Raw genomic sequence first — 18,993 nt, forward strand, 5'->3', positions numbered from 1 at the left:
GAGTCCGGCCGCACCTATCGTGCGGATACCCAAGCCGGAAAGTCGTAGGAACCTCCTAACCGGCCGGTTTTCGGCTCCGGCCTCGGGCGCTTTCCGGCGGAAAGGCTCCTCAGCCCTTTACGGCACCGCCGAGCGCGAAGCCGCCGCCGAGCCGTCCGGAGATAAGGATGTACAGCACGACGACCGGTGTCGAGTACAGAATCGAGAAGGCCGCGAGTTCGCCGAAGGCAATGGCGCCGTAATTGCCGAAGAACGTGAAAATGCTGACCGAGGCGGGCAGTTGCTCGGGGGAGAGCAGCAGCATGAAGGGGACGAAGAAATTGCCCCACATCATGATGAAGGTGTAGATCGCGACGACGGCGACGCCGGGGCCCATCAGCGGCAGGATCACCCGCAGCAGGGTCTGCGGCCAGGAGGCACCGTCCGTCCACGCCGCCTCCTCCAGGACCTTCGGCACCCCGTCCATGAAGTTCTTCATCAGCCAGATGGCGAACGGCAGTTGGGCGGCGGCCAGGAACAGCGCGGTGCCGTACCGGGTGTCGATCAGATCGACCTGCACGAAGAGCCCGTAGACCGGGACCATCACCGCGGTGACCGGCAGACAGGTGGAGAACAGGACGGTGAGCAGGTACGGGCGGGCCAGCCGCGAGCGGAAGCGGGAGAGCGGATAGGCGGCCGACGCCGCGCAGACCACCGTCAGCAGGGTCGCGCCGCCGCAGATCAGCAGGCTGTTGAGCATCGGGGTGAAGGTGATCTCGTCGGTCAGCACCGCCGAGAAGTTGCGCAGCGTCGGGGACCGGGACGGTCGCACCCGCAGCGTCGCCTCCGTGTCCAGCGACGCCAGCACCAGCCAGACCAGCGGCACCGCGAACGCCACCGCGACGACCAGCAGCCCGGCGTCGGCGGCCAGCCGATGGGTGCGCCCCCTGCGCGGAGCGTTCCGGAGAGCTGGGGGCACGTGACGGCGGGGGAGCGGCACGGTCAGACCTCCTCGCGCAGCAGACGCAGATAGATGACCGAGAACAGCGCGCCCACCAGCAGCAACAGCAGTGCCACCGCGGTGCCGTAGCCGATCAGGGACTTCAGGAACGCCTGGTCGTACATGAACACCGGCAGGGTCTGGCTGCGGTTTCCCGGACCGCCCCGGGTCATCGTCCAGATCAGCCCGAAGACGGAGAGCGTCTGCAGGGTGTTGAGCATCAGATTGGTGCCGATGGAGCGGCGGATCATCGGGAGCGTGATGTGCCACAGCCGCCGCAGCCCGCCCGCCCCGTCGACCTCGGCGGACTCGGTGACCTCCTGGGGGATCCCGGCCAGCGCCGCGGAGTAGATCAGCATCGAGAAGGCCGTACCGCGCCAGACGTTGGCGAACGACACGGCCACGATGGGCAGCGTGAACAGCCAGTTCTGGGCGGGCAGCTGGAGCTGGTCCAGCAGGGCGTTGAGGGTGCCGCGGCGCTCGAAGAAGGTGTAGAGCAAGAAGCCCGCCACGATCTCCGGCAGCACCCAGGCGGTGATCACCATCGCGCCGGTCAGGGCCCGTACCGGCCGTGACGCGCGGCGCATCAGCCCGGCCAGTGCCAGGCCCAGGGTGTTCTGCCCGACGAGCGAGGAGAGCACGGTGAACACCAGGGTGAGCACCACGGCGTTGCGGAAGGCCGGATCGCCGAAGGCCCGGCGGAAGTTGGCCAGTCCGACGAAGGACGCCGACTCCTGGCCGGTCAGCTGGGTGTCGGTGAAGGCGATGAGGACGCAGTAGCCGATCGGGCCGACGAGGAAGAGCAGCAGCAGGACGGTGGCCGGGACGAGCGGGGACCAGCGCAGCAGCCGGGTGCGGCGGCCACCGGCCGACGGGGCGCCGGGCCGCCGGACGCGGGCCGCGGCCCGGGCGACGGCGCTGGTCACGGCTTGGCGACGGTGCGGCCGCCGACCAGGGACTTCAGCGTGCTGTCATAGTCCGCGGCCGCCTTGTCCGGCGAGGCGTCATCGGCGGTGACCGCCTCCATCGCCTCGCCGATCGCCGCGGCCACCCTGGGGTACTCGGGCAGCGCGGGCCGGTACCGGCTGACCCCGACCAGACCGGTGAAGAAGCCGATGCCGGGCACCGACGTCCGGTAGCGGGGGTCGGCCGCGACGTCCTTGCGCACCGCGATCTGGGCGCCGCGTACGCACCATTCCAGGGCGTTCGGCTTCGACTGGAAGGTCTCGATCAACTCCCAGGCCAGCTCGGGCCGCTGGGCCTTCCGCGGCACCGACCACGTCCAGCCGCCGGCCAGGCTGACCTTGCCCGGCGGGTCGCCGTGCTGGGTGGGGAACGGCGCCTGGCCGAGTGTGGACGACCATTCGGGCCAGGGGTTGCCGCCGCCCGTCTTCTGCCACTGCTGGCCCAGCCAGGAGCCGTCGAGATCGATCGCGAGCTTCTCCTCGGGCAGCAGTTCCGCGGCCACATTGGTCTGGATGTTGGGGCTGAGCGCATCGGAGACATCGGGCCCGAGCCGCTCCTTGTAGACCGTGTCAAGGAAGGTCAGGCTGTCCCGGAAACCCCGGGTGCCGGTCACCCACTTCTTCGCGCCCGGGTCGTAGAGCTGGTGCTCGCCGGTGCCGTAGAGCAGCATCTCGAAGCCCTGCATCACGGCGGCCTCGCCGGCGCCCTTGCCGGTGAAGACGTTCAGCGGGATGACGCCGGGGACCTTGCGCTTGACGGTCCGGGCCGCGTCCAGCACCTCGTCCCAGGTCCTGGGCCGCCAGTCGGCGGGCAGTCCGGCCTTCTTGAAGATCTTCTTGTTGAACCACAGTCCGCGGGTGTCCGTACCGTCCGGGACCCCGTACGTCCGGCCGTCCTGCCCCCTGGCCGCGGCCTTCGCGGCCGGCTCGAACTGCCGCCAGTCGTCCCAGGTCCGCAGATGGGTGTCCAGCGGCCGTAACAGCCCCGCGGTGATATCGGAGTTGACCAGGAAGGTGTCCTCGTAGACCACATCCGGTGCGGTCCGCGGGGAGCGCATCATCTGCTGGATCTTGGTGTAGTAGTCGTTCTCGGACGCCTGGATCGGGATCAGCCGGACCTTCTTGCCGGGGTGGTCCTTCTCGAACTGCCGGGCCACCAGCCGGACATAGTCGTCCCGGACGGTGACCTTGCTGTTGGTGTCCTTGATGAAGGCGACCTTGACGGTGTCGGTGTCGCTCCCGGACCCGCTGCCGCAGGCGGTGAGCGTGCCGGCGGCCACGACGGTGGCGGCGAGAAGCATCAGCGGGGCGGTGGGGCGCACGGCACGACCTCCAACTAACCACGGTGTCCTGCCCGCTGAAAGTAAGTCACCGGTCACAGTGGGTCAATGGCCCGACCAGCGATAGCGCAATTCCGGGCGGCCCACCTGGCCGTACTGCGGGGCGCGGGCGGCCCGGCCGCTCTCCACGAGATGTTCGAGATAACGGCGGGCGGTGATCCGCGAGATGCCCACGTCGGCGGCCGCCTCGGTCGCCGTCAGCCCGCTCCCGGCGGCCCGCAGCACGGTGGTCACCGCCTGGAGGGTGGCCGCGGTCAGCCCCTTGGGCAGCGCGGCCGGACGCGGTGCGCGCAGCGCGGCGATCGCCCGGTCCACCTCGTCCTGCCCGCTGGCCTCGCCGGTGGCGGCCCGGAACTCCGCATAGCGGGTGAGCCGGTCGCGCAGGGTGGCGAAGGTGAACGGCTTGAGGACGTACTGCACCACGCCCAGCGAGACGCCCTCACGCACCATCGTCAGGTCCCGGGCCGAGGTGACCGCGATGATGTCGGCGGTGTGCCCGGCCGCGCGCAGCGTACGCACCAGCTGGAGCCCGTGGCCGTCGGGCAGGTAGAGGTCGAGCAGCAGCAGATCGACGGCGTGCTGTTCGAGGTGGCGGCGGGCGTCGGCGCCGGAGTGCACGGTGCCGGAGACGGTGAAGCCGGGCACCCGCCCGACGTACAGGGCGTGGGCGTCGGCCGCGACCGGATCGTCCTCGACGACGAGGACCCGGATGTCGGAGGGGGTCACCGCATCCATCCTCTCGCTGCCGGGCGGACCACGCAGCGCGGCTGCCGTCTCATCTCGCGGCCTCCGCCCGCAGCGGCAGCCGTACGGTGAACCGCGCGCCGCCCTCCGCTGCCCGGTCCAGGGTGACGGTGCCGCCGTTGCGGCGGACCGCCTGCTGGACCAGGGCCAGGCCCAGCCCGCGGCCCCGGGCGGGCGTCGCCGTGCCCGTCTTGGTGCTCCAGCCCCGGCGGAAGATCTCCTCGGCGGCCTCCGCGGCCACCCCCGGCCCGGTGTCCGCCACTCGCAGCAGCAGCTCGCCCCCGGCGGCCCGTGCGGTGACCCGCACCCGGGGCGGCTCGGTGGCGCCGTGGTCCTGGGTCGGCGCGGCGGCGTCGATGGCGTTGTCCAGGAGGTTGCCCAGCACGGTGACCAGATCGCGGGCCGGCAGACCGGGCGGCAGCACCCCGTCGTCGATCCGGCTGTCGGGCGTCAGCGTCAGTTCCACGCCGCGCTCGTTGGCCTGGGCCGCCTTGCCGAGCAGCAGCGCCGCGAGCACCGGCTCGGCGACCGCGCCGACGACCTGGTCGGTCAGCGCCTGTGCCAGTTCCAGCTCCGCGGTGGCGAACTCCACGGCGTCCTCGGCCCGCCCCAGTTCGATCAGCGAGACCACGGTGTGCAGCCGGTTGGCGGCCTCGTGGGCCTGCGAACGCAGCGCCTCGGTGAAGCCGCGTACCGAGTCCAACTCCCCGGAGAGTGCCTGGAGTTCGGTGTGATCGCGCAGGGTCACGACGCTGCCGCGCCGCTCACCGCCGGAGACCGGCGAGGAGTTGACGACCAGGACCCGCTCGCTGGTCAGCTGAAGCTCGTCGACCCGCGGGCCGGGCTCCAGCAGCGCCTCGGTCAGCGGCTCCGGCAGCCCCAGTTCGGTGACGCGGCGGCCCACCGCGTCGTCGGACAGCCCCAGCAGCTCCCGCCCGCCGTCGTTGATCAGGGCGACCCTGCGCTGCCCGTCGAGCATCAGCAGCCCCTCGCGTACGGCGTGCAGCGCGGCCTGGTGGTAGTCGTGCATCCGGCTGAGTTCCCCGGCGTTCATCCCGTGGGTGTGCCGCCGCAGCCGGGCGTTGATCACATACGTCCCCAGGCCGCCGAGCGCCAGCGCCGCGGCGGCCACGCCCACCAGCGCCAGCACCTGGTCGCGCAGCTGCGCACTGATCGTCTCGATGGTGATCCCGGAGCTGACCAGCGCCGTGATCCGGCCGCCGCGCTGTGGGTCCCGGACCGGTGCGACGACCCGTACGGAGGGCCCGAGCACCCCCAGGTGCGTCTCGGGGAAGATCTTGCCGCGCAGCGCCGGGCCGATGTGCCCGAAGTACTTCTTGCCGATCGCGGACGGCTCGGGGTGCGTCCAGCGGATGCCCTTCGGCGACATGATCACCACGAAGTCGACCCCGGCGTCCCGCCGCAGCCGTTCGCTGTACGGCTGGAGCGCGGCCGTCGGGTCCTTGGTGCGGGCCGCCGCCACGACCGCCGGGGAGTCGGCGACGGCGGTGGCCGCCGCGGTCGCCTGCCGCCGTGCGGTCTCCTCCGCCTGCCGGCCGGCGCTGACGTATGCGAAGAGCGCGCAGCCCATGACGACCACCGCCACCAGCACCACCTGCATGGCGAACAGCTGCCCGGCCAGGCTGCGGGGGCCGCGCAGCCGGCGGGAAGGGCGGGGTCGGGGGAGTCGCATGCAGAACAGTCTGCACGGTGACCGCGAAACAGTCTGCACGGTCACTTTTACGTGAACGAAATGTACGTAAGGGTGACGGGCGCCACAGTGGCGTGCATAGTCACCGGAACTTGTGGTGTGACAGAGCCGCAGATCAGCGCACAGCCGTAGACCGAGGAGGCAGCCGTGGCTGCACAGACCCCGCCGCGTGGGGGCACCACCGGGGAGACCGCGCCCGTGAAGCGGGACCGGACCCATTTCCTCTACATCGCCGTGATCGGGGCGGTGCTGCTCGGCATCGTCGTGGGCTTCGCCGCGCCCGGTGTCGCCGTCCAGCTCAAGCCGCTCGGCACCGGGTTCGTGAACCTGATCAAGATGATGATCTCGCCGGTCATCTTCTGCACCATCGTGCTGGGTGTCGGCTCGGTGCGGAAGGCCGCCAAGGTCGGTGCGGTCGGCGGCCTGGCCCTCGGCTACTTCATGGTGATGTCCACCGTCGCGCTCGCCATCGGCCTGGTCGTCGGCAATCTGCTGGACCCCGGTTCCGGCCTCCATCTGACCGAGACCGTCAAGCACGCCGGGCACGCGCAGACCGAGGGCGGCGGCGAGTCGCTGCCCGAGTTCCTGCTCGGCATGATCCCCACCACGCTGGTCTCCGCCTTCACCCAGGGCGAGGTGCTCCAGACGCTGCTGGTGGCGCTGCTGGTCGGCTTCGGGCTCCAGACGCTGGGCTCGGCGGGCGAGCCGGTGCTGCGCGGTGTCGGGCACCTCCAGAAGCTGGTCTTCCGGGTCCTGGCCATGATCATGTGGGTGGCGCCGGTGGGTGCCTTCGGCGCCATCGCGGCGGTGGTCGGCGAGACCGGCCTGGACGCGCTGAAGTCCCTCGCCGTCATCATGGTCGGCTTCTACATCACCTGTCTGCTGTTCGTGATCGTGGTGCTCGGCGCGCTGCTCCGGCTGGTCGCCGGCGTCAATATCTTCCTGCTGCTGAAGTACCTCGGCCGGGAGTTCCTGCTGATCCTGTCCACCTCCTCCTCGGAGTCGGCGCTGCCCCGACTGATCGCGAAGATGGAGCATCTGGGCGTCAGCAAGCCGGTGGTCGGCATCACCGTCCCCACCGGCTACAGCTTCAACCTCGACGGCACCGCCATCTACCTGACGATGTCCTCGCTGTTCGTGGCCGAGGCGATGGGCAAGCCGCTTTCGCTCGGCCAGCAGATCTCGCTGCTGGTGTTCATGGTCATCGCGTCGAAGGGGGCGGCCGGTGTCACCGGCGCGGGCCTGGCCACGCTGGCCGGCGGTCTCCAGTCGCACCGACCCGAACTGGTCGACGGCGTCGGCCTGATCGTCGGCATCGACCGCTTCATGAGCGAGGCGCGCGCCCTGACCAACTTCGCCGGCAACGCGGTGGCCACCGTGCTGATCGGCACCTGGACCAAGGAGATCGACAAGGGCCGGGTGACCGAAGTGCTCGCCGGACAGGTGCCGTTCGACGAGAAGACGCTGGTCGACGACGCGCACGCGCAGCCGGCCGCCGCGGCGGTCGTCGCACCGCGGGACGGCGGCGCGGAGAAGGCGCCCGCCAAGGTCTGACCCCGGGCCTCAGGAGGGGAGAAGGGGCGGGTGCCGGACACGGCGCCCGCCCCTTCGGCGCACCCTGCCGCCCTCGCCCTCGACCACCGCTCCGACCTGCACGTTTCCCTTCCGTGGAGGGATTGTCAGTGCCCCCTGACACCATGCAAGTGACAGGAAAACGCGGTCGGCCGGCGCCGGCCGCGCGGGGGTACGAACAAGGAGGAACGGGCCATAGCGACGTGGGGGACGGATCTGTTCGGCGGGGGAGTCGCAGCAGTGGAAGCAGGGTCCGACAACCATCAGCCGTGAGCGGTCAGGACGGTCGTAGCCAGAGGGTGGCCAGTGGGGGAAGCACCAGGGAGAGGGAGACGGGGCGGCCGTTCCAGGGGGTCGGTTCGGCCTTGAGGACGCCGGGGTTGCCGACACCGCTGCCGCCGTAGCGCGGCTCATCGGTGTTGAGGACCTCGCGCCAGGCGGGGAATTGGTCGGGGACACCGAGCCGGTAGGCCCGGCGGACGACGGGGGAGAAGTTGGTGACCGAGATCAGCGGCGACCGGTCGGCGGCGAAGCGCAGGAAGGGGAAGACATTGTCCTCGCTCGCCTCGCCGTCGATCCAGGAGAAGCCGGCCGGGTCGGTGTCGCGCTCCCACAGTGCGGGCGTGGCGGCGTAATGACGGTTCAGCTCGCGCACGAGATCGCGTACGCCCCGGTGGTCCGGCTCCGCCTCGTACGAGGAGTCGAGCAGCCACCAGTCCGGCCCGTGGCTCTCCGCCCACTCCGCGCCCTGGGCGAACTCCTGCCCCATGAAGAGGAGTTGCTTGCCGGGGTGGGCCCACATGAAGCCGAGGTAGGCCCGGTGGCCGGCGCGCTGCTGCCACCAGTCACCGGGCATCTTCGACACCAGTGCGCGCTTGCCGTGCACCACCTCGTCATGGGAGATCGGCAGCACATAGTTCTCGGAGTAGGCGTAGATCATGGAGAAGGTCATCTCGCCGTGGTGGTACTTCCGGTGCACCGGATCCTTGGAGACATAGCCGAGGGAGTCATGCATCCAGCCCATGTTCCACTTCAGGCCGAAGCCCAGACCGCCGAAGCCGCCGGGCCCGACATGATGCGTGGCGCGGGTGACGCCGTCCCAGGCCGTGGACTCCTCGGCGATGGTGACGACGCCGGGGCAGCGGCGGTAGACCGTCGCGTTCATCTCCTGGAGGAAGGCGACCGCATCGAGGTTCTCCCGGCCGCCGTGCTCGTTCGGTGTCCAGCCGCCGTCCTCGCGGGAGTAGTCGAGATAGAGCATCGAGGCGACGGCGTCCACCCGGAGACCGTCGATATGGAACTCCTCGCACCAGTAGACGGCGTTGGCGACCAGGAAGTTACGGACCTCGGTCCGGCCGTAGTCGAACTCCAGGGTGCCCCAGTCCGGGTGCGCGGCCCGTGCCGGATCCTGCGGCTCGTAGAGCGGGCGGCCGTCGAACTCCGCCAGCGCCCAGTCATCGCGCGGGAAGTGCGCCGGCACCCAGTCCATCAGCACCCCGATGCCGGCCCGGTGCAGCGCGTCGATCAGGAAGCGGAAGTCGTCCGGCGTGCCCATCCTCGCGGTGGGCGCGTAGAACCCGGTCACCTGATAGCCCCAGGAGCCACCGAAGGGATGCTCGGCGACCGGCATGAACTCGACGTGGGTGAAGCCCAGGTCCTTGACGTAGGCAGGGAGCTGCGCGGCCAGCCGGCGGTAGGTCAGGCCCGGCCGCCAGGAGGGGAGATGCACCTCGTAGACGGAGAACGGGGCTTCGTGCACGGGGCGCGCGCCGCGCCGGGCCATCCAGTCGGCGTCGTTCCAGTGGTAGTGCGACGCCTCCACGATCGAGGCGGTGGCCGGCGGACACTCGGTCCGACGGGCCATCGGGTCGGCCCGCACCGTCCTGGAGCCATCGGGCCGGGTGATCTCGAACTTGTACAGCTCGCCCTCGCCGAGGCCCGGGAGGAAGAGCTCCCAGACACCGGACGAGCCCAGCGAGCGCATCGGGAAGCCGGTGCCGTCCCAGTAGTTGAAGTCGCCGACGACCCGGACGCCCTGGGCGTTGGGGGCCCAGACCGTGAAGCGGGTGCCGGTCACGCCCTGGTGCTCCATGATCCGCGCGCCGAGCGCCTGCCACAGCTGCTCGTGCCGGCCCTCACCGAACAGATGCAGATCCAGCTCGCCGAGCGCGGGCAGAAAACGATAGGGGTCCTGCACGGTCACGGTGTGGTCGCCGTAGTCGACCAGCAGCTCGTAGTCCGGGACGGTACGCAGCGGCAGCACCCCGGCGAACAGCCCGTCCCCCTCCGACGGCAGCTCGGCCCGCAGCCCCTTCGCCAGGACGGTGACGCCCTTCGCATACGGCCGCAGGACCCGCAGGAGCAGCCCGCCGCGTACGGGATGGGCGCCGAGCAGCCCGTGCGGATCGTGATGAGCACCGCCCAGCAGCCGACCTCGGTCCTCGTCGGACAGCGGTGCGGCGGCCCGGACCCCGTGGCTGCCCTTCGGCCGCTCCGTCCGGGACGGGCCCGCGGGCCCGCCGGTCCGGCCGGGCGCCCCGGCCGGGTCCCGGAGGCCGGACGGCCGGGCGGCGAAGGTGGGACCGGCGGCGCTCCCACCGGTCGCCGCGGCGCCGCCGGCCGGCGGCCGGGGCGCGGCCGCGTGACCGGGCCGTCCCGCCGCGCCGCCGTAGGCCGGACCCGGGGCGGGTGCGGCGCCGGGAGGGGTGGGGCGGGACGGCGGAGATCCCGAGGGGGTTGAGGCAGCCATTCCGGGGGCGGGCGACGGAGAGCCGGCGGGGGTTCCGGCCGAATGGGTGGCGGGCGACGGGGATGCAGAGGGGGATGGCGTAGCCATTCGGGCCGGGGTGGTGGTGGGCGACGGGGATGCGGAGGGGTATGGCGTAGCCATTCCGGCTGGGGTGGTGGTGGGCGACGGGCGGGCGGTCACGAGAGGGCCTCCTCGGGGCGGGGCATCGGTCGGGTGTCGGGGGTGGACGGGCGGCGGTGCGGCGGTCGGCTGCGGCCCCTCACCCCCGGCCGTCGGGCCCGGCGGCCCGGGACGGGCCGGCCCCGTCGCTGCCCACGGCCCGCTCCCCGCCCGCCGCCAGGCGCCGGATGGCGGCCATCGGGACGGCCAGCCAGTCGGGCCGGTGCCGGGCCTCGTAGAGCACTTCGTAGACGGCCTTGTCGGTCTCATAGGCGCGCATCAGTTCGGGCGCGGAGCGCGGATCGAGCCCGCCGGCCTCCGCATATCCGAGGCAGTAGGCGTCCCGGGTGCGCCGCGCCCACTCCAGCGACCAGGGGTCGCCGCCCGCCGGTCCGCTGCGCGCGGCGTAGTCGAAGGAGCGCAGCATCGCCGCGACATCACGCACCGCGGGCTGTGGCCGGCGCCGCTCGGCGAGCGGGCGGGCCGGTTCGCCCTCGAAGTCGATCAGCGACCAGCGGCCCTCGTCGGCGGAGCGCAGCGTCTGGCCCAGGTGCAGATCGCCGTGGATGCGCTGGGCGGCCCAGCTGCGGCCGTCGTGGCCGATCGCGGCCAGCGCGTCGAAGGCGGTCCGCAGCCGGGCCCGGTAGGGCTGGAGCACGGGCACGGCGCGGGCGGTGGCCGTCAGCCGCTCGGTCATCTGGGCGGCGATCACCTCCAGCTGCGGGCGGCGCAGCTCGGTGGTCGGCAGCGTCTGGGCGAGCGCGGTGTGCACCTCCGCGGTGGCATGGCCGAGCGCCCGCGCCGAGCCGGTGAAGTCGGCGCGTACGGCCAGCGCGTTCAGCGCCAGCTGCCAGCCGTCCGCCGAGCCCGGCAGGAAGGGCTGGAGCACGCCCAGCGTGGTCGGCTCGCCGCCCTCGTCGGGGGCCGCCGACTCGAACCATGCCGCGGGCGCGGGCACCCGTGCGCACTTGGCGTCCGCGAGTGCGCGTGGCAGCTCCAGGTCCGGGTTGATTCCCGGCTCGATCCGCCGGAAGACCTTCAGGATGAACGAATCGCCGTAAACGATCGAGGAGTTGGACTGCTCGACGGCGATCGGCCGGCCCGGCAGCCCGGAGGGGATGACGGCATCGGGCTCCCGGCAGAAGCGCAGCGCGCCGAGCCGGCCCGGGACCCGCAGCCGCTCCAGCAGCAGCCCGCACAGCCGGCTGTCGAGCAGCGCGTCATAGACGGTACGGCCGCGCAGCGGACCGCCGCCGGGGCGCCCGATCACGGCGGGCGCCAGCTGGGGCGGCGGCGCGGGGTGCACCCCCAGCAGAAGCTGGTAGCGGTCGCCGCCGGCCGGTGTACGGCTCGGGGGTGCGCTCTGCTGGGCGCGGACGAGCAGTTGCAGCAGGCCCGGTGCGGTGCCGTCGCCGGTGCACGGCAGCAGCTCGGTCGCCGAGAGCAGGCTGAAGCCGGTGACCAGCCGCCCCTTGCCGGCGAACCAGCGCTGGCGTGGCACCCAGTCGGCGAGCAGGGGGACCAGCGAGGACAGCAGATCGGGGGCGGAGACGAGCGGGCGGCGATCAGGGGTGTTGCGGGTGGCACGGGTCGAGGCGGTGTCCGACATGGCGTCGCGTCCTTTCCCCGGGCACACGACATATAGGACGAAGTGTCCCGGAATGCGGCCTTGACTGTGCGGCGGCGCGGTGGGGGTACCCCCAGACGGAGTCCGGGGCTCGGGCGTATCCGCAAGGTCCCGTCCGGCTCGCGGCGGATGACGGGACCTTACGGACACGCCCGAGCGGGCGAGAGCGTCCGTACGGCAGCGGTCTTCCGGCGTGCGTTGTTCCGCTGCGCGGCGGGCCCCTCCCGAGCCGGGGGACCGACGAGGGCTCACCCGGCCCGTGCGGTAGTAGGGAGGCTGCCCGGGCGAAAGGTCAAAAAACGCCCGTACAGGCCAGGTGGCCGCGTACGGGCGTCTTTCCCGCCCGTGCCCGGTCAGGGCACCGTCCGCTAACCGGAGTTTCTGCGCAGCCGGAACCAGTAGAACCCGTGGCCTGCGAGGGTCAGCAGATACGGCAGCTCCCCGATGGCCGGGAAGCGCACCCCGCCGATGAGTTCCACCGGATGGCGGCCGCTGAACGACCGCAGGTCCAGCTCCGTGGGCTGGGCGAAGCGCGAGAAGTTGTGCACGCACAGCACCAGGTCGTCATCCGCGCCGCCGGTGCCCGGGGCCTCCCGCAGGAAGGCCAGCACCGCCGGATTGGTGGAGGACAGCTCGGTGTAGCTGCCGAGCCCGAACGCCGGATTCTGCTTACGGATCTCGATCATCCGCCGGGTCCAGTGCAGCAGCGAGGAGGGCGAACTCATCGCGGCCTCGACATTGGTGACCTGGTAGCCGTAGACGGGATCCATGATGGTCGGCAGGAAGAGCCGGCCCGGGTCGCAGGAGGAGAAGCCGGCGTTGCGGTCCGGCGTCCACTGCATCGGGGTGCGCACCGCGTCCCGGTCGCCGAGCCAGATGTTGTCGCCCATACCGATCTCGTCACCGTAATAGAGGATCGGCGAACCCGGCAGGGACAGCAGCAGGGCCGTGAAGAGCTCGATCTGATTGCGGTCGTTGTCGAGCAGCGGGGCCAGTCGCCGGCGGATGCCGATATTGGCCCGCATCCGCGGGTCCTTGGCGTACTCCGCGTACATGTAGTCGCGCTCTTCGTCCGTGACCATTTCGAGGGTCAGCTCGTCGTGGTTGCGCAGGAAGATGCCCCACTGGCAGCCGGACGGGATCGCCGGGGTCTTGGCGAGGATTTCCGAGACCGGATAGCGCGATTCGCGGCGTACCGCCATGAAGATGCGCGGCATGACCGGGAAGTGGAAGGCCATATGGCATTCGTCGCCGCCGACGCCGTAATCGCCGAAGTAGTCGACGACGTCCTCCGGCCATTGATTGGCCTCGGCCAGTAGCACGGTGTCCGGGTAATGCGCGTCGATTTCCGCGCGGACCCGCTTGAGGAAAGCGTGCGAGGCGGGCAGATTCTCGCAGTTGGTGCCCTCCTCGGCGTAGAGATACGGCACCGCGTCCAGCCGGAAGCCGTCGATCCCCAGATCGAGCCAGAAGCGCAGGGCGGAGATCATCTCTTCCTGGACCGCCGGGTTCTCGTAGTTGAGATCCGGCTGGTGGGAGAAGAAGCGGTGCCAGTAGTACTGCTTGCGGACCGGGTCGAAGGTCCAGTTGGAGGCCTCGGTGTCGACGAAGATGATGCGGGCGTCGGCGTACTGCTTGTCGTCGTCGGCCCAGACGTAATAGTCGCCGTACGGCCCCTCGGGGTCGGTGCGCGATTCCTGGAACCACGGGTGCTGGTCGCTGGTGTGGTTCATCACCATATCGATGATGACCCGCATACCGCGGTGGTGTGCGGCGTCCACGAATTCTACGAAATCGGCCAGGTCGCCGAATTCTGGGAGCACCGCGGTGTAGTCGGCGACATCGTAACCGCCGTCCCGCAGCGGGGATTTGAAGAATGGCGGCAGCCAGAGGCAGTCCACCCCCAGCCATTGGAGATAGTCGAGCTTGGCCGTGATGCCCTTGAGGTCGCCGATGCCGTCGCCGTTGCTGTCCTGGAAGGAGCGCACCAGGACTTCGTAGAAAACGGCCCGTTTGAACCAGTCGGGATCGCGGTCCTTCGCCGGGGTGTCCTCGAATGTGTCGGGGACAGGCTCATTGACGATCAATTGGGTGACCCTCCGATCGGTGAGGACGGTCGCAGCGACAGCACATGGGCGGGCGCGAGAGAGCGGCCCGGCTCCAGGCGCACATAGTTGTCCCTGCCCCAGTGGTAGGTATCGCCGGTGAGCTCGTCGCGCACCGGAAAGGACTCGTGCCGGCCGAGGCCGAGTTCCGGCATGTCCAACGACACCGTCGCCTCGTGGGTGTGGTGCGGGTCGAGGTTGACCACCGTGAGCACCGTGTCGGCCCGGTCGCCGTTCCCCTCGCGCTTGGAGTAGGCGAGGACGGCCTCGTTGTCGACGTGGTGGAAGTGCAGGTTGCGCAGCTGTTGCAGGGCAGGGTGCCGGCGGCGGATGCGGTTGAGCGTGGTGATCAGGGGGGCGATGGTGTGCCCCTCCCGGGCCGCCGCATCCCAGTCGCGCGGCTTGAGTTGGTACTTCTCCGAGTCGAGGTACTCCTCGCTGCCGCGGCGTACCGGCGTCGACTCGCAGAGCTCATATCCGGCGTAGACACCCCAGGTGGGGGAGAGGGTGGCGGCCAGTACGGCGCGTACCTCGAAGGCGGGGCGGCCGCCCTCCTGGAGGTAGGCGTGCAGGATGTCCGGGGTGTTCACAAAGAAATTGGGCCGCAGGTAGGAGGCGCTCTCGCCGGTCAGTTCGGTGAGGTAGTCGGTCAGCTCCTGCTTGGTGTTACGCCAGGTGAAGTAGGTGTACGACTGGTGGAAGCCGATCTGCGCGAGGGTGTGCAGCATGGCCGGGCGGGTGAACGCCTCGGCGAGGAAGAGCACGTCCGGATCGGTGCGGTTGATGTCGCCGATCACCTTCTCCCAGAAGGCCACCGGCTTGGTGTGGGGGTTGTCCACCCGGAAGATCCGTACGCCCTTGGCCATCCAGAAGCGCAGTACGCGTTCGGTCTCGCGGATCAGCCCGCGGAAGTCGGTGTCGAAGGCGAGCGGGTAGATGTCCTGGTACTTCTTCGGCGGGTTCTCGGCGTAGGCGATCGAGCCGTCCGCGCGGTGGTGGAACCACTGGGGGTGCAGGGTGACCCAGGGGTGGTCCGGGGAGCACTGGAGCGCGAAGTCCAGGGCGACCTCCATCCGCAGGTCACGGGCGGTGCGGACGAAGTGTGCGAAGTCGTCGAAGGTGCCCAGGTCCGGGTGGAGGGCGTCATGACCGCCGGCCGGTGAGCCGATGGCCCAGGGGGAGCCGACATCGTCCGGGCCGGCCGTGAGCGCATTGTTGGGGCCCTTGCGGAAGGCGGTGCCGATGGGGTGGACGGGCGGCAGATAGACCACGTCGAAGCCCATGGCGGCAACGGCCGGCAGCCGGTCGGCGGCGGTGCGCAGGGTGCCGCTGACGGCCGTGCCGTCCGGGGTGACGGTGGCGCCCTCGGAGCGCGGGAAGAGCTCGTACCATGAGCCGAAGAGGGCCCGCCGGCGCTCGACGACCAGCGGCATCGGACGTGAGACGGTGAGCAGTTCGCGCAGCGGATGGCGGGCCAGCGCCTCGGTGACCTGGGGGGCGAGCGCCGCGGCCAGCCGGGTCGCGGCGGGCCGCCCGGCGTCGCGCAGCGCGTCCACGGCGGCGAGCACCGCCTCGCGCCCGTCGTTCTTGGGGACCTCGGCGGCCGCCCGCTCATGGAGCTCGGCACCCTCGGCGAGCATCAGCTCGGTGTCGATCCCCGCCGGGATCTTGATGGCGGCATGCCGCCGCCAGGTGGTGACCGGATCGGACCAGGCCTCGACGGTGAACGTCCAGCGGCCCTCGATGCCGGGGGTGACCTCGGCGCTCCACCGGTCGGAGCCGGGGGCCCGCTCCTGCATCGGCGTCCAGGGGCCGCAGCGCCCGGCCGGATTGCGCAGCACCACATTCGCCGCGACGGCGTCATGCCCTTCACGGAAGACCGTGGCCGAGACCTCGAAGGTCTCACCCACCACAGCCTTCGCCGGGCGGCGGCCGCAATCGATCTGCGGGCGGATGTCCAGAACAGGAATGCGACCGATCATGGGCTCACCTGGGCTTGTGATGCTTTGCAGGGTTTTGTCCTTTGTATCCGCTTCACGGCAGGCGGACCGGGTGCGGGCATGGGCGCTCCTGTCCGCTTTCACTCGGCTGGCGGATGGCACGGCGGGGCGGTTCGGTGCTCTCCCGGCCCCGGCCGGTGGTTCCCCCGACGGATCCTGTGCGGGTGGGCCATGCGGGTGGCGGGTGGACCCGGGGAACCCCGCCCTCGGTGACGACCGGGACGTCCGGCTGGACCAGGCCCCGCCGGCCGGTCACCACGCGCCCGCCATGACCCGGCGGACACCTCCCGGCTCTCGCGCGGGCGACTGCGGCGCTGCGCTGACACGGTCGGCGTTCGCCTCCTCAACTCGGTGTGATCACAGCGGAGTTGCGGTGTGCGGATGTCCGGTGCCGCGCCGGGGCCCATCGGCGCCACACCGCAGCCTCTCTCCAGGAGGGAGTCCGTACAAGAGCGCATGAGGGGGTGGAATCAGCCATATCGGCGGACGGGGCGGTAGGGGGCGCCGGGCTGCGGCCCGTAGGGGTAAGCCGCCTGTGACGGTGGCGAGTTGAGGGCGACGGTCTGCGGGTTCGCCTCCGAAGGGGCCGGTCCGGCGGGCGTACGGCGTGCGCCGGCACGGCCCGCCCTAGCGTTCCCGGCGGTGCACCACGCTCTTCTTGACCAGCCGCTCGTCGTCGGTGAAGCAGAGCTCGTAGGCGGAGTCGGAGCCGGGGTGGACGCTGTAGTAGACACAGGTCCGGTCGTGCGGGGGCGGCGGGGTGCCGTCCGGCGGGGCGTCCAGGGCGAAGAACGGCAGCACGGACTCCACCCGGGAGCGGTCGGCGCCGAGGCGGAGCGCCGTGTAGTGCTCCCGCTCCAGCACCGTCCAGGACGGGCTGACCAGGTGGTAGATGCTGCTCAGCAGCACCAGGGCGGCCAGCAGCGCCACCGGGGCCGCCACCATCTGCCGGAGCCTGCGCTGCACCTGCCGCCGGGCGTGTGCCAACTCCCGCTGGGCCGCGGTGGGTTCGGGACGGGTGAGGGCCTCCGGCCGGGCGCCGCCGGCGGTCGGCAGCCGGGCCGAGACCGTGAAGCCGCCCTCCGGGGCGGGGCCGGCCCGCAGCGCGCCGCCCGCCAGCCGTACCCGCTCGTCCAGTCCCACCAGCCCGCTGCCGCCGGAGACCGGCCCGGCCCCCGGACCGGCCGTTCCCGCGGTGTTGGCCACCGTGACCTGCACCTGCCCGGCGGCCCGTCCGATCCGCACCCGGACGGCCGCGCCGGGGGCGTGTTTGGCGGCATTGGTCAGGGACTCCTGGACGACGCGGTGCAGGGCGTGTCCGGTCATGGCCGGAAGCGTGCCGGTCCCGGTGTCGTCCGCCTGCTCCAGGGTCACCGTCATCCCGGACGCCCGCGCCCGGTCCACCAGCCGCGCCACGCTCTCGTCGGCCGGTACCCGGGGCGCGCTCTCGTCATCCGTGCGCAGGACGCCGATGATCTCCCGCAGCCGCTCGGTCGCCGTCCCGGCCGCGGCCCGCAGCTCACCGGCCGCCGCCTGCCGGTCCGCGTCCAGCCGCGGATCGACCTCCAGCGCCCCGGCCCGCAGGGCGATCAGGGCCAGGTCATGGCCGAGGGAGTCATGCATGTCACCGGCGATCCGGGCGCGTTCGCGCAGCCGGGTGCGATCGGCGACGGCCTGCTGTTCGCGCTCCATCCGCTCGGCGAGCTGCCAGCCGGTACGGGCCAGTTCGGCGTACTGCCGACGGTAGCGGCCCAGCAGCCACGGCAGCACCACATTGAGCAGCAGCGTCAACAGCAGCGAGAACCACGGCCACACCGTACGGCCCACCACCGCGGCCAACGGCAGCCCGCCGGCCGCCACGGCGCCGAAGAACCACAGCGCGGGACGGGCCCGGGACAGCCGGACCCCGGCCAGATAGCCGAACGCCGCCAGCGCGGCGCAGTAGCCGGTGGTGAACAGATCCAGCGAGATCACCAGGCTCGGCGCGATCGGCAGCGCCAGCGCCGTCAGCGGACTCCGCCTCCGCAGCAGCACACAGACGCCGAGCAGCGGAAAGGCGGCCACGGTGGCCCACCGCTGGGCGCCGTCGAGGGAGGCGATGACGAGCGCCGCCGGACCGCACAGCGCGAGCCAGAGTCCCAGCGCGGGGGCGTGGGCGCGCAGCCGATGGGCGTCCGGGCGCTTCCACCGCCTCATGACGCCGGGACCAGGCCCGCCTCGTACGCGAGGATCGCCGCCTGGACGCGGTTCTTGAAGCCCAGCCGGGCGAGGATCGCGCTGACATACGCCTTGACGGTGCCCTCGACCAGGAACAGCCGCTGGGCGATCTCCGCGTTGGACAGCCCGGCGCCGACCAGCCCGAGCACCTCGCGCTCCCGCCCGGTCAGCTCGGCGACCCGGGCGCGGGCGGCCGCCCCGCGGCCCAACTGCCCGCCTCCCAGGTGCGAGATGACCCGCCGGGCGACGGACGGGGAGAGACAGGAGCCGCCCTCGACGACGGCCCGGACCCCGGCGATCAGCTCCCGCGGATCGCCGGACTTCAGCAGGAAGCCGGCCGCGCCCGAGCCGAGGGCGCCGGCGATGTACTCGTCCTCGGAGAACGTCGTCAGCATCACGACGGCGGTGGTGGGCAGCGCCCTGGCCAGCTCCGCGGCGACCCCGAGGCCGTCCAGCCGCGGCATCCGGATGTCCAGCAGACAGACGTCGGGCCGGTGCCGGAGCGCCTGGTCGATCGCCTCGCGGCCGTCGGCGGCCTCCGCGACGACCTCGATATCGGGCGCCGTGCCGAGGATCGCGCGCACACCGGCCCGCATCAAGGGCTCGTCGTCGGCGAGAAGGACCCTGGTACGGCTGACGGGCGGGCCGCCGCGGGACTCAGTCATACCGTCAGACTAAGCGGCGGGAAGGCGCACCGGTCCGCGGCCACGGTGCCGCGGTGGGCGGCTCCTCCCCCAACCGGGCGGGGTCCCGGGCCCGTCCGGCACGGTGCCGGGGCCGACGGCGGGCGGTGCCGGATGCTGAGGGCCTCCGACCCGCAGGAGA

The 18,993-nt window shown here is 71.6% G+C and carries 12 protein-coding genes; 1 reads left to right on the top strand and 11 read right to left on the bottom strand.

All coding sequences use genetic code 11. The features are described from left to right. Positions 1-109: 109 nt before the first annotated feature. The 5 genes from TU31_RS04010 to TU31_RS04030 form a co-directional block, all read right to left on the bottom strand. On the bottom strand, positions 110-958 hold the full coding sequence (locus tag TU31_RS04010) for a carbohydrate ABC transporter permease (protein WP_042149946.1): 849 nt from the start codon (positions 956-958) through the stop codon (positions 110-112). A gap of 23 nt (positions 959-981) precedes the next feature. After that, positions 982-1,905, bottom strand: a complete 924-nt coding sequence (locus TU31_RS04015) for a carbohydrate ABC transporter permease (protein WP_078885530.1) — start codon at positions 1,903-1,905, stop codon at positions 982-984. Next, on the bottom strand, positions 1,902-3,266 hold the full coding sequence (locus TU31_RS04020) for an extracellular solute-binding protein (protein WP_042148909.1): 1,365 nt from the start codon (positions 3,264-3,266) through the stop codon (positions 1,902-1,904). Before TU31_RS04020 ends, TU31_RS04015 begins: the two co-directional genes overlap by 4 nt. A gap of 63 nt (positions 3,267-3,329) precedes the next feature. Beyond that, positions 3,330-4,010 (bottom strand): response regulator, encoded by a 681-nt coding sequence (locus TU31_RS04025; RefSeq protein ID WP_042148912.1) that lies wholly within the window; start codon positions 4,008-4,010, stop codon positions 3,330-3,332. Positions 4,011-4,059: 49 nt separating this feature from the next. Then, positions 4,060-5,721 carry a sensor histidine kinase gene (locus tag TU31_RS04030; protein WP_042148914.1) on the bottom strand — a complete coding sequence of 554 codons (1,662 nt, stop codon included), beginning with the start codon at positions 5,719-5,721 and terminating at the stop codon, positions 4,060-4,062. Between the two features lie 165 nt (positions 5,722-5,886). On the opposite strand from TU31_RS04030, the gene TU31_RS04035 reads away from it, so the two are divergent. Continuing rightward, positions 5,887-7,293, top strand: a complete 1,407-nt coding sequence (locus tag TU31_RS04035) for a cation:dicarboxylate symporter family transporter (RefSeq protein ID WP_042148915.1) — start codon at positions 5,887-5,889, stop codon at positions 7,291-7,293. 295 nt (positions 7,294-7,588) lie between these two features. On the opposite strand, the gene glgB is transcribed toward TU31_RS04035, so the two are convergent. The 6 genes from glgB to TU31_RS04065 all read right to left on the bottom strand — a co-directional run bounded on the left by glgB (position 7,589) and on the right by TU31_RS04065 (position 18,833). Then, positions 7,589-10,147: a 1,4-alpha-glucan branching enzyme gene (glgB, locus tag TU31_RS04040; protein ID WP_370682695.1), complete on the bottom strand. Its 2,559-nt coding sequence runs from the start codon at positions 10,145-10,147 to the stop codon at positions 7,589-7,591. 172 nt (positions 10,148-10,319) lie between these two features. After that, positions 10,320-11,828, bottom strand: a complete 1,509-nt coding sequence (locus TU31_RS04045) for a maltokinase N-terminal cap-like domain-containing protein (protein ID WP_042148917.1) — start codon at positions 11,826-11,828, stop codon at positions 10,320-10,322. Between the two features lie 386 nt (positions 11,829-12,214). Then, complete coding sequence (gene treS, locus TU31_RS04050; protein WP_042148918.1) at positions 12,215-13,933, bottom strand: maltose alpha-D-glucosyltransferase; 1,719 nt, start codon at positions 13,931-13,933, stop codon at positions 12,215-12,217. After that, on the bottom strand, positions 13,930-15,933 hold the full coding sequence (locus tag TU31_RS04055; protein ID WP_042148920.1) for an alpha-1,4-glucan--maltose-1-phosphate maltosyltransferase: 2,004 nt from the start codon (positions 15,931-15,933) through the stop codon (positions 13,930-13,932). The genes treS and TU31_RS04055 overlap by 4 nt, the downstream gene beginning before the upstream one ends. A 645-nt stretch (positions 15,934-16,578) precedes the next feature. Continuing rightward, complete coding sequence (locus tag TU31_RS04060) at positions 16,579-18,147, bottom strand: sensor histidine kinase (RefSeq protein WP_042148923.1); 1,569 nt, start codon at positions 18,145-18,147, stop codon at positions 16,579-16,581. Then, positions 18,144-18,833: a response regulator transcription factor gene (locus TU31_RS04065; RefSeq protein ID WP_042148926.1), complete on the bottom strand. Its 690-nt coding sequence runs from the start codon at positions 18,831-18,833 to the stop codon at positions 18,144-18,146. The genes TU31_RS04060 and TU31_RS04065 overlap by 4 nt, the downstream gene beginning before the upstream one ends. Between the last annotated feature and the right edge of the window lie 160 nt (positions 18,834-18,993).

Source organism: Streptomyces lydicamycinicus (assembly GCF_000829715.2).
GTDB classification, from domain to species: Bacteria; Actinomycetota; Actinomycetes; order Streptomycetales; family Streptomycetaceae; genus Streptomyces; species Streptomyces lydicamycinicus.